This window comes from Paenibacillus sp. FSL k6-2145 (genome assembly GCF_037976585.1).
GTDB lineage: Bacteria > Bacillota > Bacilli > Paenibacillales > Paenibacillaceae > Paenibacillus.
Genome location: NZ_CP150267.1, coordinates 3644152 through 3658478, shown reverse-complemented (window position 1 = coordinate 3658478; position 14327 = coordinate 3644152). Strand labels below are relative to the sequence as shown.

General features: G+C 46.7%; 11 protein-coding genes. 1 reads left to right on the top strand and 10 read right to left on the bottom strand.

Annotated features, from left to right (window positions below; genetic code table 11):
- Nucleotides 1–68 precede the first annotated feature (68 nt).
- From NZ043_RS16055 to NZ043_RS16010, 10 genes are all read right to left on the bottom strand, one after another.
- Nucleotides 69–1427, bottom strand: coding sequence for an ABC transporter substrate-binding protein (locus NZ043_RS16055; protein ID WP_133386752.1), 1359 nt, complete (start codon nt 1425–1427; stop codon nt 69–71).
- A gap of 402 nt (nt 1428–1829) precedes the next feature.
- A complete protein-coding gene (locus NZ043_RS16050; protein ID WP_339308863.1) occupies nt 1830–2651 on the bottom strand; it encodes a carbohydrate ABC transporter permease in 822 nt (273 codons plus the stop codon).
- The gene (locus NZ043_RS16045; RefSeq protein ID WP_091033725.1) at nt 2648–3610 is read right to left on the bottom strand and encodes a sugar ABC transporter permease; all 963 of its coding nucleotides are present in this window, start codon (nt 3608–3610) and stop codon (nt 2648–2650) included. The genes NZ043_RS16050 and NZ043_RS16045 overlap by 4 nt, the downstream gene beginning before the upstream one ends.
- 344 nt (nt 3611–3954) lie before the next feature.
- Entirely contained in the window at nt 3955–5772 is a 1818-nt protein-coding gene (locus NZ043_RS16040; RefSeq protein WP_133386750.1) for an APC family permease, read from the bottom strand.
- A 261-nt stretch (nt 5773–6033) separates the two neighbouring features.
- Nucleotides 6034–6879, bottom strand: coding sequence for a rhamnulose-1-phosphate aldolase (gene rhaD, locus NZ043_RS16035; protein ID WP_133386749.1), 846 nt, complete (start codon nt 6877–6879; stop codon nt 6034–6036).
- Nucleotides 6880–7261: 382 nt separating this feature from the next.
- Nucleotides 7262–7786: a GNAT family N-acetyltransferase gene (locus NZ043_RS16030; RefSeq protein ID WP_339308862.1), complete on the bottom strand. Its 525-nt coding sequence runs from the start codon at nt 7784–7786 to the stop codon at nt 7262–7264.
- Nucleotides 7787–8062: 276 nt separating this feature from the next.
- Nucleotides 8063–8350, bottom strand: coding sequence for a hypothetical protein (locus NZ043_RS16025; RefSeq protein ID WP_091033737.1), 288 nt, complete (start codon nt 8348–8350; stop codon nt 8063–8065).
- Between the two features lie 189 nt (nt 8351–8539).
- Nucleotides 8540–9028, bottom strand: a complete 489-nt coding sequence (locus NZ043_RS16020; RefSeq protein WP_091033740.1) for a DinB family protein — start codon at nt 9026–9028, stop codon at nt 8540–8542.
- Between the two features lie 27 nt (nt 9029–9055).
- Entirely contained in the window at nt 9056–9991 is a 936-nt protein-coding gene (locus NZ043_RS16015; protein WP_339308860.1) for a helix-turn-helix domain-containing protein, read from the bottom strand.
- Between the two features lie 240 nt (nt 9992–10231).
- Entirely contained in the window at nt 10232–11086 is an 855-nt protein-coding gene (locus tag NZ043_RS16010) for an AraC family transcriptional regulator (RefSeq protein ID WP_339308858.1), read from the bottom strand.
- Between the two features lie 105 nt (nt 11087–11191).
- Here NZ043_RS16010 and NZ043_RS16005 point away from each other — a divergent pair, with 105 nt between their 5' ends.
- On the top strand, nt 11192–14311 hold the full coding sequence (locus NZ043_RS16005) for a glycoside hydrolase family 2 TIM barrel-domain containing protein (protein WP_339308856.1): 3120 nt from the start codon (nt 11192–11194) through the stop codon (nt 14309–14311).
- Nucleotides 14312–14327: the final 16 nt, after the last annotated feature.

Genomic DNA, 14327 nt, shown 5'->3' with positions numbered 1-14327 from the left:
AGACACAGGCATAACAATACGACGATCAGGATTGATCGCCGCATGTTTATTTTGAGATTAGCTTACCGTTATTTCTTTACCGTACTGTTATATTGCGCAATCTTGTCTGTAATTTGTTTGGCTGCTGCATCCAGTGCTTCCTGTGGTGTACCTTGTCCATTCAGGACCGTTTCAATCGCTCCTTCGACAAGTTGTCTGGCTTCTGGGAATACACCCATCAATGCCCCGGATGTTGCTGTCGAATCCGCGGAAGCGTGCAATTGATCGACTGCTGTCTGGAATTGCGGGTACTTCGCCATATTATCCTTTAATACTTGCTCATTGTAGGCTGCTGTCGTAATAGGGAAGTATCCTGTCGCAACACTCCAATTCGCTTGTACCTCTGGTGTAGCCAAATACTTGATGAATTCCCATGCCGCTTGTTGTTGTGCTTCCGATTTGTTATTCATAATGTACAAACTCGCTCCACCCACTACAACGCCGCCTTCTTTGGCATCCGCTGGACGAGGCAGGAAGCCTGTTCCCAGTTCAAACTTGCCACCTGAACCTTCTACGATTTTACGCAGACCAGCCGTAGAATCAAGGGTCATACCGATTTGCTGAGCGGTAAATGCTGCTGTTGTATCGTCTGTGCTACGTCCCAGATTGGAGAGGGTTTTCTCGTCAATCATCTTTTTCCACCACGTTAATGTCTTCACTCCAGCTTCGGAGTTCAGCAGAGACTCTGTAGCTGCCTCAGTTCTTCCGTTTCCATTGTTTACATAATCTGCATTCTGGTTTGCAAAGAACTGTTCCATAAACCAGCCATAGATCGCCATGGATGCACCTGGCTTACCGTCTTTTGCCAGTGCTTTTGCCGCTTGCTCAAACTCTTCATACGTCTTCGGCGGGTTCTCCGGGTCCAGACCTGCTGCTTTGAACATATCCTTGTTGTAGTACAGGATCGGGTTCGATGTGTTAAACGGCATGGCGTTCAACTTGCCATCGATGGTGTAATACCGGATGATGTTTGGCTCCAGTTGGGAAAGGTCGAACTGGTCCTTGTCGATGAACTGTTGTACTGGCGTAATCATGCCCGAATCGATCATGAACTTGCTGCCGATCTCATAGACCTGGATAATGTCTGGACCGCTGTCTGAGCCCATGGAAGCTTTGAGTTTGTTCAAGCTCTCATCGTACTTCCCTTGATAGATGGGTTTCACCTGAATGTCGGGATGGCTAGCATTAAAGTCAGAAGCGAGTTGATTAATGGCTTTCTCCCCAGCGCCAGACATGGAGTGCCACCACGTCAATTGTGTTGTTTCAGCTGCGGCTGCTTCTGCTTGAGCTCCACTTGCCGGGCTACTTGTTTCCGCTTTTGTTCCGCAAGCGGAGATAACCAACATGAGTGCAGCCAGCATTAATGCAAATGTTCCTCTTTTTTTCAAACGAAATCGCTCTCCTTTTATATGGCTCGCGTACAATAAAATCTTGGGATGACGCGGTGTGGCCGTTACGGTTACGAATCGTTCTTTTGATCGCTGTTACCCCCGGATTTCTTTCATCCCCTTTCAAAGGGGGAAATCCGGGGATAAAGGCGAACGCTTCGCTTCTTCAGAATCGATTTCGTCCCCTCCACTACTATCGTCGTCCATTTCAACATTTTATTTGAAGCACGAGCCTCATTTTATTCGCTCCTGGTATCCAAACATTAGACCTTGTACGAAGATACAAGGTTTAATTCAAAACCTCTAATCAAAATCTTTAGATCAAAACCTCTAAATCAAAATCTTTAGATCAAAACCTTCAGAGCTTCCACTTCAATTAAATAGTTTTAAAACTTTCTCACCTTACCCCTTCAGCGCGCCTGCGGCCATTCCGCGGACAAGCTGTTTCAACCCGAAGACCAATAGCAGCAAGGACGGTAGAATCACCATTGCTGTCCCGGCAAATACCAGATTCCACGCTGTGGATTCCTGGAACTCCAGCATCGAGATCCCGATCTGTGCGGTTCTCATTTCCGGTGTATTTGTCACCAGCAGCGGCCAGAGATATGAATTGTACATGCTTAAGAATGAATAGATTGCCAATGTACCAAGTGCCGGACGGGACAAAGGCAAGACGTGCGATATGAAATAGCGAATATGACCACAACCGTCGATCCTCGCCGCCTCGAACAGTTCCTTGGGTAACTGCATGAAGAACTGTCTTAGCAGGAATGTTCCAAACGCCGTTGCCAGAAAAGGCACCATAAGCCCCTGGTAACTATCCAGCCAACCCCAGCTGCGAACCGTCAGGTAGTTGGGGATCATCGTCACTTCCCATGGAATCATCATCGTTGCGACAAACATGCTGAAGATGACGTTTTTGCCTTTGAACTGCATTTTTGCAAAAGCATAAGCTGCCATACTCGCTGTAATCAGTTGACCAAGCGTTGTCAGTCCTGCCACAAGAAAGGTATTGCCGATAAATCGGCCGATCGGAACAATATCAAATACTTCGCTAAAGTTGGACAGATCGATGGAATTTGGAATGATATGCGGCGGATAAGCGCTAGCATCTTCCGGCGTCATCACGGCCATGAAAAAGGTGTACATCACCGGATACAGCACAAGTGCTGCACAGATCGTCAGTAATACATACAACAGCGTTTTGGTCCATGTCGCACTCATTGGTAGTGCACTTTCCTTTCTACCCATTTGAACTGGATCAGGGTCAGCAGCATAATCACCACAAACAGGATCAGTGCCTGCGCACTACCTGTACCAAAGCGGAAATTAACAAAGGCTTCCTGATAGATGGAATAGACAAAAACATTTGTACTGTCCATCGGGCCACCCCGGGTTAAAATGTTGATCTGACCAAACGATTGAAAAGCACCAATGATCGATACGACCGTAACAAAGAATAACGTGGGTGACAGTAGCGGCATCGAAATTTTGCGAAACGTCAGCAATGGTCCTGCACCGTCAATCTTGGCGCTCTCGTAGATCTCATCCGGGATGCCTGCCAAACCACTGGATAGAATAATGTAGTTGAATCCGAGGTTCATCCAGATCGTCATGATGGAGATCGAGATCAATGCCCAATCCGGGCTGGTGAGCCAGGGAATTGGATCGATGCCTACTTTGCCAAGCAGATAATTCAGCATGCCCAGGGTGGGATGGAAGAGAAACTTCCAGATGACCGCTGACGAACCAACGGATAACACCACGGGCAGAGAGAACACAAATTGGAACACACGCATTCCCTTGAATCGGTTGTGAGTCAGTGCAGCCAGAATCAGAGCAGCCAGCATACCCGTAGGCACTGTAAACAGGACAAATAGTAAAGTCACTTTCATCCCTTGCATAAACAGTCCCGACTGGAACACAGCCTTGAAGTTATCCAGTCCTACATAAGCCGCAATCTGTCCCGTCGGATCTGTGGAATGCAGACTGAGGTACACGGACTTAAACATCGGGTAAAACAGAAACACTGCAAACAAAAGCAGCGATGGTGCCAGGAAACCATAGGCCAGCATATTCTCCCGCATTCGCTGCACACGCAGCGAGGCTGTCCGGCGCTCACTCGTACCGGATACGCGCCGTTTGGCGGCGGGCAAGCTGATCCGGTTATCAAGCTCACTCATCGGATTTTCTTCCCCCTTGTTTCACGCATTCAGTGTGTGTGGAATGTTATATCAACTTCAGCACCACGTTATCTAGTGTAAGAGTCGAATGTCACAGCAAAATTCATTCTGAATCAACGTAACGTTAATCATGGACAAGGGACTTTACGCAAATGTGCATCCATTCGAAAGCGGTATCCAGACCGGATCTCATGACAAAAAAACCGCAAGAACTCCCCTTTTTGGAGATATCCCTGCGGTTCGATGTGTAAATGGAATATGAACGTTTGTCTGTTAAAGAACTTGACTCATTTTACAATAATCTGTAAATCTCCCACACGAGGTAAAGCGATTAACCGTTCGAGTTAACGATTAAGATGATATGGCACCGTGGTGACAATCACGTCTTTGTAATTGATCAGATAGGCCCGGATCATGAAGCTGGTCTGGTTGTGCAGTACATTTTGCCACCAGTGCTTGGTGATGAATTGTGGAATCAATACGGTGATGTGATCGGTCTCGGCCGTTTTCCACTCTACGGTATCAATGAATTTCTTCAGCGGCCCCATAATGCTACGGTATCTCGATTTGATCACGACCAGACGAACACCTGGATTCCACTCCTCCCACTTCTGCTCCATCTTGCGTATCGCCTCATCATCGAAGCCAATGTACAGCGCGACCACGTGATCCGACATCGTCTGGGCGTAACTGATCGTATTCATGACGACCCGGGTAATGCCCGCAACAGGAATGACTATCGTATTGCCTTTTTTGGCTGGCTTATCGACCTGAATATCAATCCGCAGCTCATCGGCAATGTTGCAATAGTGACGGTGAATACGCATGAACACATAAACAACGAGCGGCAAAAAGATAAAGATGACCCATGTCTGTGTGAACTTGGTGAAAATAAAGATCAGGGTAATGGATAACGTAGTCAGCATACCGACGGTATTGACCAGCAACTTCATCTGCCAGCCAGACGGTTTGACTTTGATCCAGCGAATCATCATACCGAGCTGTGACAGGGTAAATGGAATGAACACCCCTACCGCATAGAGCGGAATCAGGCTCTCCGTATTTCCTTTGAACCCGACCACCAGCAGCGCAGACATCACACTGAGGAAAATGATTCCGTTTGAGAAACCAAGGCGGTCTCCTCTGACCATAAATGCATGCGGCATGTATTTATCCTTTGCCATCATGAAGGATAACAGCGGAAAAGCCGAATAAGCTGTGTTGGCTGCAAGGAACAGGATCAGTGCCGTTACACCCTGGATGATAAAATACATCGTCCCCCTGCCAAATGTCGCTTCAGCAATCTGGGAAATGACCGTTGCTTTGGGATCAGGCTTCACTCCGTACCCATAAGCCAGTAAGGTGATGCCGATGAACATGGCTCCCAATATACAACCCATGAGCAGTAATGTACCCGCGGCATTTTTCTCGGCAGGCTGCTTGAAGTTTGGGATCGCGTTACTTACCGCTTCCACACCAGTCAAGGCCGAACATCCGGAGCTGAATGCTTTCAATAACAGAAACATACTTACATGGGATAGACTTGTTCCGAATTCAGGTGCAGCTGCTTCCATCCCCCCGGCAAGAAATTTGATTCCGCCCGAGATAATCAGAATTGCAATCGAAAAGATAAACAGATAGATGGGGATCGCCAGCACAGACGCTGACTCCGTCACTCCCCGCAAATTCATAATCGTTAGAAAAACAATCATAATGAGTGCAATCACAACACTGTAGTCATGCAGCATAGGAAAAGCCGACGTAATCGCATCCGTCCCTGCGGACGAACTTACCGCAACGGTCAGAATATAATCGACCAGCAGAGATCCTCCGGCAATCAGACTGGATGTTGTACCCAGGTTATCCTTGGCTACGATATAAGCGCCGCCCCCTGTTGGATAAGCAAATATCGTCTGGCGATAGGAAAAAATTAAAATGACGAGTAATCCCAGTACGGCGATGGAAATCGGAACAGAATACCACAGGGCGGCGAATCCGGCCGCAACGAGCACCAGCAAAATCTGTTCCGTACCGTAGGCAACGGACGATAGGGCATCCGAGGACAGGATGGCGAGCGCCTTCCATTTCCCCAATTTTTCTCCATCCAGTTCAGCCGATTTCATTGGCTTGCCTATTAAGATTCTCTTCATTTTGCCAAGCATGATCATAACTTCCTTCCGTCTCTCATCTGTGAAGCATTGTTATTATGCAAAATCGCAGAGCTATTGACAATACGTCATTTCACCCGAAATTCGCCAGCGCGTGATAATGCATTCTACGATTCAATAATCGATAACAAAGCCATTCTTGTTCAGCAATTTGAACTTTTTTGAACCAAAATGACGATTGTTCGTCAAAAAAAAGGAAATGGCCTTTGGTTCAATGAACCAAAAGCCACTTCCTTGATCTATGCGTTGACTATTTTAACTGCCCAGAATGCCGGGACGAGGGGTAACACCAAACGCTTGTGCCAGTGTGGTCAGCTGCTCATCCGTAATTCTCTGCCGGATCTCGTGGCCGGCAACCAGCATGTACACTTGGGCTGCCTTCTCAATGGTCTCAATCAGACCAAATGCCTCGTCAATCGTTGTTCCTGTTCCAAAGATGCCATGTTGCGGCCAGATGACCGCGTGGTATTCTTTCATTTTCTCAGCCGTTTCGCGGCCAATCTCATTCGATCCAGGAATCATCCATGGAATAATACCAATCCCATCCGGGAATACAACTACACACTCCGTGCACATCTGCCAGAGGGTCTTGGTGAATTTTGCTTCATCCAATTCGTGGATAAACGTCATAGCCAATACATGAGTGGCATGGTTGTGCATGACCACCCGGTGGTTGGGGTCTAATTTCAGACGTTCGATATGGCTCATGAAATGTGTAGGCAACTCACTTGTTGGATTCGCCCCGGACTTCAATCCCCAGAGCACTTCCAGCTCCTGTCCATCCTGCGATACACGCAGCAACCCTAGATTACTCTCCGGATCAGCGAGTACATTTTTGAAGTATTTGCCCGATGCGGTCACGATAAAATACTTGCCTGCCAGCTCCTGCACCGAAAATGCCGGTTTGATCTTGCGAATCACATGATGGATATCGATATATTGGGTAACTTCCTCTTCCTCCAGCAGATAGCTGACATTACCGCCATTACGCTCATCCCAGCCATTTTTCCACATATGCTGTGTAATCTCAGCCATCTCACGGACAAATGGAATATGGAAACCTGCAGCCTGCGTTGTTTCATTGGTAAGGGTCACGTTCATGATCAATCTCTCCTTATATTGAAAATCATATGGCTTGCCACGTACATAGTAAGTTCTTTATTTCACATTCATTATAACTTTGTTTATCTTTGATAGTCAATAAAAAACACAGAAATATACTTTTACTTATTTTTGTTTAGTTTTGTTTATTTGAAAATCAAACAAAAAAATACCCCACCGGCGCCCGGCGGGGTCAGTCACACATCTATTTAACACGAGAAGGGGTTTACAAGAGTTATCTTACCTCTGCTACCTTAATAGAAGCTGAAAGCGAAATAAAAAAAGCATGAAAACCAGGTTGATATACAGTAGACCACATTTCTCATATAAATGAATTCACTTCATTAGGATAGCCTATGGCCTGTCCCTATTCGAAGCATATTTACGGTTTTTTCAGCACATATGATGGGTGCATCTTTCCTGTCGGTTCATAACGTTCATCACCTGTATACTCAAATCCCAGCTTCAACAAGATGTGACGTGACACTTCATTATCCTGATGATGCCCGGCAAACAGTGCCTTCACATTCATTTTGTCAAAGGCATAACCAATTACCGCCCGCGCCGCTTCCTGCGCATACCCTTTGCCCCAGTGATCCCGGGTTAGATGAAATCCCAATTCATAGATCTCCTCTTCTGGAGAATACGGACGCAGGCCACAGCAACCGACAAACACCTCCGACTCTTTCTCAAAAAGGGGCCAATATTGCACACCCGCTTCCTTCTGCCTTTGAATCTCCTGTGTCAATCGCGCTTCTACTTCATCCTCGCTCAGGAACCCCTTGCTGCTAATCCATTTGGCAACCTCATGATCGCCCCACAATGCAAACGCCAGCGCACGATCTCCTTCGTTCCAAGTCGCACATTCCAACCGTTCAGTTTCAAATAAGATTGTTCTGTTCATCATCGACTAACCTCCTGTATGCCAACACAAGTCTGCGTGCCGCTTTACCTTAAATTAATCGAATGACCGCCAAAGTAAACAAACCTGTATAAAGGCGCTGTTAAATTTTAAGGGTAATACGTATTTATTATTTACCAAGAAAAATTTTAAAAGCATTGAATACAGATGTAATCGTAAACCAGCCACTTAATTAATTTAAATCTATGTATATCCATAAAAAAAGAAGACCCCCGTCGACAAGATGTCCGACAGAGGTCATTCCATTTCAGTCCACACCAATTACAAATCTGCTACGGCAAATTGAATTGTTCCGGAAGCTGCGCCTCCAAGGTTAGCTAACAAGGCAAAAACCAGAACTCCACCTGCAGAAATGGTAAGGCTGCTGTTTACAGGAATAACGTAAGTGACTACAGGTTCATTAACACGTGTTATTACGAGAGATACTGGAAATGGTCCAAAGTTGTTCACTGTAGCGCTGGCATTGGTGCCTCCAGCCAAGTTTTCGTAGTAAGACTTGCCTACACCGGCTGGAAGATTGTAAAACTGTTGCGGTAAAAGGATGGCCATCGAAATCACCTCCTTTTGCTGTGATACGGTATTCTATGCTTAAAATCTATTAAAGCAACGGTGAATTACCAGCGTCATAATGTCCAATTTTGATAGACTTCATAGATTGATAGACGACTGTACGCAAAAAAAGCCCCACCGGACTATCCGGTGGGGCTAACTAAGCTTACTTTATTATTACAGGTTTAATTACGCATACAGCATGAAAAAGTTCAGTTCATGGCCCTGCTGCTTGAGATAGTTATACAGCTGCGAACGGTGATGGAATACATGCGTTACCGTTTCAATCTGCCATTGAACCTGCAAATGACCATGTTCCATATAAAAAGCTTTCGTTGAACGATTCAAAAAGTCATCTTCGCTCAATCCCGTGATATAGGCTTTGTAGGATTCGAAATTGCTCCATAATGTTGCTTCAAGCTTCTCGATATCCTCAATCCCCGACAGGCTATTCTCTACCAGCCCAACCTCAGCTTCACCTTTTTCCTGCATAATGGCAAGATCGGATGCGGTAATCTGGATAAAATGATGCACTAGCTCCACCAATGAACGCATATTCTCCTGTGGACGATAAGACCAATCCTCCGAACGGATCAAGCGAATTAACGAAGCCCCCGTACGTACGCCTGTTTCCAATTCATTTAACAAGTGATCCCGAATCTGCAATGTTCCATTCATATATGATGTCTCCCTTACCTTTTATTCTCACGATTTAAGTATAACCGACGTTTCTACAGATCTATTGTACAAATCGGACAACATCCTGCCATGCTCTCTGGCTGCCGTCAATGGAGTCTCTCCATAAAACTTGCGAAATTGCCGAATCAGATGGGCTTGGTCAAAAAATCCATGATTCTGGGCAAGCATTGCCCAGTCTGCCGTGTTTCCCTGATGAATATCGCTCAGCACACGATGAAAACGAACCACCTCACTGAATCGTTTGGGGCTGATTCCGACCCATTCCGAGAACTTGCGATGCAACTGCCGTTCACTAATCACTTCACGCATCGCCAGCTCTTGGACAGTCATACGTCCCCCATCTATAAAGATGCGGTGCAGCACGTTTTTCATCAAATTGTTCTCAGATGTGCTTGCCTGCACGGGCAACGGACTCAAGTACGCATTCATAACCTCTACTCGCTCTGCAAAACTATTCGTTTCGGCCATCCGTTCCTGAAGCTCGTTAAGCTTCTCCGGCCAACATTCCTGAAGGGCAATTCGCTTATCCGTAAACCACTCCAGAGGCATGCCATGGAAGACATGAGCTCCACCCGGGAAGAACCGGACACCAAAGGTGTAGTCTCCAGCAGGGGAACCATCATCGGATGGCTCAGGTAGAGCGAACGGCTGTGTATAATTGCCACAGTAAGCATAGGAGTGCTCTGAACAGACCGGGTCGTATGTAATCAGCATGTCCGTGCAACCATCCGGCAATACCCGGGCAGGTACCGTCGTCATCGATCGCTCTGGAACTTCTCTCTTAGCAACATCCGCATGTGTTTTAGGAAGAGATCCTGATTCCCAATAACAGGCCACATAAGCCATCAGACCGGCAGCAGGTACTTTCTCAACATAATAACTGTTAGGGTACGTTCCATTCATCTGAATAGGCTTAAACAACGGGTGCAAACTGTGATCCACAATTCCATCCTCCGGTCACTCGAGTTGGTTACACATTATGTATTTATCTATCATACCATCAACCGAAGAAATGAAGAAAAAAAGTGCCCTACCGGAGGACAATCCGATAGGGCCAGTCACACATCTATTTAACACGAGAAGGGGTTTACAAGACTTATCTTACCTTCCCAACCTTAATGGAAACTGAAATTGGGATGAATAACAGATCAAAATTCAAAATGAATAACAGCATTCAGACTTTCAATTCAGTCCGTGCAGTTTGCGAAAACGCTCTGGACTCATGCCTGTATGCCTTTTGAACATCGCACAGAAATAACTGGCATTCTCGTAACCCACCCGATCAGCAACTTCATATATTCGAAGCTCTCTCTCACTGAACATAAGTTGTTTGCTTCGATTGATCCGTTCCTGGTTCACGTAAAATACAGGTCTGGTATGGAGTGCTCTCTGAAACAGCCTGCACAAATATTGGGGAGATACCACAGCCACATCGGCAAGTTCCTTCAGGGAAAGTGAACGATCCAGATGCTCTGCGATATAACGTAGCACAGGCTTCAAGCGCTCCAGTTCATCATTATAATTGGCGGATGCGATGAGCAGTGGCTTCAGATCCAGCAGCAGGGCATATAATTGTTTGGAGCATTCCACATCGTAATCTGCGTAATCCGTATCACCGCCATTCTCTCCTCTAACCAGAAGTTGCTCCAGGCCACGCAGCAGCGTTGCTGTCCTGAGTCTGCATACGCGTGAACCGGTTATCCCCGCATAAGATAATAACTGGCTGGCTTCTCTCCCCTGAAACGAGACCCAAGCCAGCTCCCAGCGGTCACTGATGGGCATATATCGATGCGGAACATCGGGATATAGAAAGAAAACGTCACCCGGTCCGACAATATACTCTTCTTCTTGTATAATCAGCCTCCCCTGACCATGAATAATCTGATGGATCTGATAATCCGGGAATCCCTCTGGACGCTCGGTTTCATATTGGTGTTCCCAGTAACCAACCGTGGTCATATAGATCGGCAGGCGAGCAGCTTCTTCTGTTTTACCAAAAAAAATCCGGGTATCCATCCAGTACACCACTTTCTTCATCGTTAGTTTCATATTGTGATATATATGGGCAATATTCTTTATTCTCTAAGTCATCATTCAATTCTATAATGACAATATTATAACATTTCAGAAGGAGTTGCTGTTATGCGAAAGAAACTGGTACACACCCCTCCGGCAAATGGATACCCGGAATGGAACAACAATCCCGAGACTTTTCAAGTAGGACGTCTACCTGCACATGCGTCTATGGTAGCGTTTCCATCTGTAGCAGAAGCGTTATCCAATGAATCCAGCGCATCACCATGGTACGAATCACTGAATGGTCAGTGGAAGTTTGCCTTTGCGGAGACACCGGAGCAACGGATTACATCCTTTTATGAGAACAACTATGATGCCAGTGACTGGGACGAGATCGCCGTTCCTTCCAACTGGCAGCTACAAGGTTACGATTATCCCCAATATACGAATATGACCTATCCGTGGGTCGAACGTGAGCCTGAATTGAAGCCACCATTTGCACCAACAACTTATAATCCGGTGGGTTCGTATATCCGTACGTTTACGGTTCCTGCTGACTGGAAAGACCGTCCTGTTCTGCTGCACTTTGAGGGCGTTGAATCTGCCTTTTATGTATGGGTGAACGGAGAGCTGGTCGGTTATAGTGAAGACACGTTCACGCCCGCAGAATTTGATATTACTTCGTATCTAACGGAAGGTGAGAACAAGCTGGCTGTGGAGGTATATCGCTGGTGTGATGCGAGCTGGCTGGAGAACCAGGATTTCTGGCGGTTAAGTGGCATCTTCCGTGGTGTATACCTGCATTCCCCTTCCCCGGTTCAGATCGCCGATTTCTTTGTTCGCACTGAACTGGATGATGCCTATCAGGATGCGGAGCTACAGCTGGATTTAAAATTATTTAATCATAATGCCGCGCAGAACACTGCCGGATTGTCCGTTCAGGCACAGCTCTATGATGCACAGCAACATACTGTACTGAAGCAGCCACTTACTGCGGCCGTTACGTTCCAAGGTGAGGATGAACTTTCATTCCAGTTGTCAACAGAGGTTATAAAGCCGCTTCTATGGAGTGCCGAGTTCCCTCATCTATATACACTTGTGCTGTCCATTCAGAATGAATCGGGCGAAACACTGGAGGCTGTTCGCAGCCGGATTGGATTCCGCAAGTTTGAACTGAAGGACGGCCTGATGCAAATCAATGGCAAACGCATTGTGTTCAAAGGCGTGAATCGTCATGAATTTTCCCCGGATAAGGGTCGAGCCATTGGGCGGGAAGACATGATCCGTGACATCGAGTTGATGAAGTCCTATAACGTTAACGCGGTGCGCACATCCCATTATCCGAATCAGTCACTCTGGTACGAACTGTGTGATGAATACGGCCTCTATGTCATTGACGAAACTAATCTGGAAACTCACGGCACATGGTATTATGGGCAAAAGGAAATGAATGAAAATAACATTCCCGCAAGCAAGCCGGAATGGCGTAATAATGTAATCGATCGCTGTAACTCGATGTTCCAACGGGACAAAAACCATCCGTCCGTTATTATCTGGTCTCTGGGTAATGAATCCTTCGGCGGCGATAATTTCATCGCCATGTACGATTATCTGAAACAAGTCGATCCAACCCGTCTCGTTCATTATGAAGGGACTTTCCATTATCGTCCTTCCGATTCGGCAAGCGACATTGAATCGACGATGTATATCAGCCCACAAGATGTGGAGCAATACGCGCGCATGAAAGGTCCGAAGAAACCTTATATTATCTGCGAATACAGCCATGCCATGGGTAACTCCTGTGGAGGTCTGCATCTGTATTGGGATTTGTTCGATAAATATGATGTGTTGCAGGGTGCATTCATCTGGGACTGGGTCGATCAGTCCATTCGTACCACTACGGCAGACGGTGTAGAATATTTCGCTTATGGCGGAGATTTCGGTGAATCCCCTCATGATGGCAATTTCTGCGGGAACGGACTCATTCTGGCCGATAAGACGGTTACACCGAAGCTGGAAGAAGTGAAGAAATGTTATCAGAACGTTCGTATGGAAACCATTGATGTCAAAGACGGCCTGCTGCGCATCAAAAACCAGTTCCTGTTCACGGATCTGAGCGAATATTCGCTCGTATGGACAGTAACACACGATGGTGTATCCGTAGAGAACGGCTCGTTGGATATCGCGGTACCTCCTGGCGAATCGGTTGAAGTTCGAATCCCATACACGCCATCATCCGATCTGTTCAAGGAAGCGGTGCTGACTGTATCTCTGGTTACCAAAGTAGCAACAAAATGGGCAGGAATAGGTCATGAAATCGCCTGGGATCAGTTCGTGGTATCTCCACGATTGCGTCCAATCCAAGCGGTACATCAAGGGCAAGGCAATGCGCCGCAGGTACAGGATCTGCAAGATGAATTGAAAGTGACAACGGATAAAGTAACCTTGATCTTCAATCCAGCTACTGGCGCGTTAACGTCCTATCAGACCAACAATCAGGAGCAATTGACCGCACCTGTCCGGCCGAATTTCTGGAGAGCCATGACAGATAATGATATGGGGAACCGCCTGAATGAGCGTTCTGCGTTCTGGAGAGATGCTCACGCTACCAGCAGATTAATTCGTTTCGAACACCATGCAGACGAACAAGGCATTCTGGTGACGACCGATTATACTTGGGATTCACATCCGGGATGTACGCTCTCGATCACGTATCGAATCGATCCGGATGGCGTACTCGAAATCAGCCAAACTCTTATTCCAGGCGTCGGCTTACCTGATCTACCGGAATTCGGTATGCTGCTGCAACTGAATGACAGCTTGGATACGATATCCTGGTACGGCAGAGGACCGCACGATAACTATGCAGACCGTCTAGCCAGTGCACGTCTCGGTTATTACACAGGTGCAGTCCAAGATCAATTCGTTCCATACCTGAAACCACAAGAGTGTGGTAACAAAACGGATGTACGCTTTGCTGGAATTACGTCAGCGGATGGTCAGTTTGGCCTGCATGTTGAAGCCACCATACCATTTGAAATCAATGCGTTGCCGTGGACACCCGAGGAACTGGAAGCAAACGACCATGTGTACAAATTACCTCAGAGCACACAAACTGTCGCTCGCATCAATTACAAACAAATGGGTGTTGGCGGAGATGACAGCTGGGGTGCACGTACCCACGCTGAATACACCTTGCCAGCCAACCGCGCGTATCACTTCACCTTTACGGTAAGACCTGTATAACATCAAGCAAGCACTG

Excerpts from the sequence above, each read along its gene's own strand:
- NZ043_RS16020 (WP_091033740.1), bottom strand. The coding sequence starts at position 9,028 with ATGAATGGAACATTGCAGATTCGGGATCACTTGTTAAATGAATTGGAA.
- NZ043_RS16040 (WP_133386750.1), bottom strand. The coding sequence starts at position 5,772 with ATGCTTGGCAAAATGAAGAGAATCTTAATAGGCAAGCCAATGAAATCG.
- NZ043_RS16045 (WP_091033725.1), bottom strand. The coding sequence starts at position 3,610 with ATGAGTGAGCTTGATAACCGGATCAGCTTGCCCGCCGCCAAACGGCGC.
- NZ043_RS16050 (WP_339308863.1), bottom strand. The coding sequence starts at position 2,651 with ATGAGTGCGACATGGACCAAAACGCTGTTGTATGTATTACTGACGATC.
- NZ043_RS16005 (WP_339308856.1), top strand. The coding sequence starts at position 11,192 with ATGCGAAAGAAACTGGTACACACCCCTCCGGCAAATGGATACCCGGAA.
- NZ043_RS16030 (WP_339308862.1), bottom strand. The coding sequence starts at position 7,786 with ATGATGAACAGAACAATCTTATTTGAAACTGAACGGTTGGAATGTGCG.
- rhaD (WP_133386749.1), bottom strand. The coding sequence starts at position 6,879 with ATGAACGTGACCCTTACCAATGAAACAACGCAGGCTGCAGGTTTCCAT.
- NZ043_RS16025 (WP_091033737.1), bottom strand. The coding sequence starts at position 8,350 with ATGGCCATCCTTTTACCGCAACAGTTTTACAATCTTCCAGCCGGTGTA.
- NZ043_RS16010 (WP_339308858.1), bottom strand. The coding sequence starts at position 11,086 with ATGAAGAAAGTGGTGTACTGGATGGATACCCGGATTTTTTTTGGTAAA.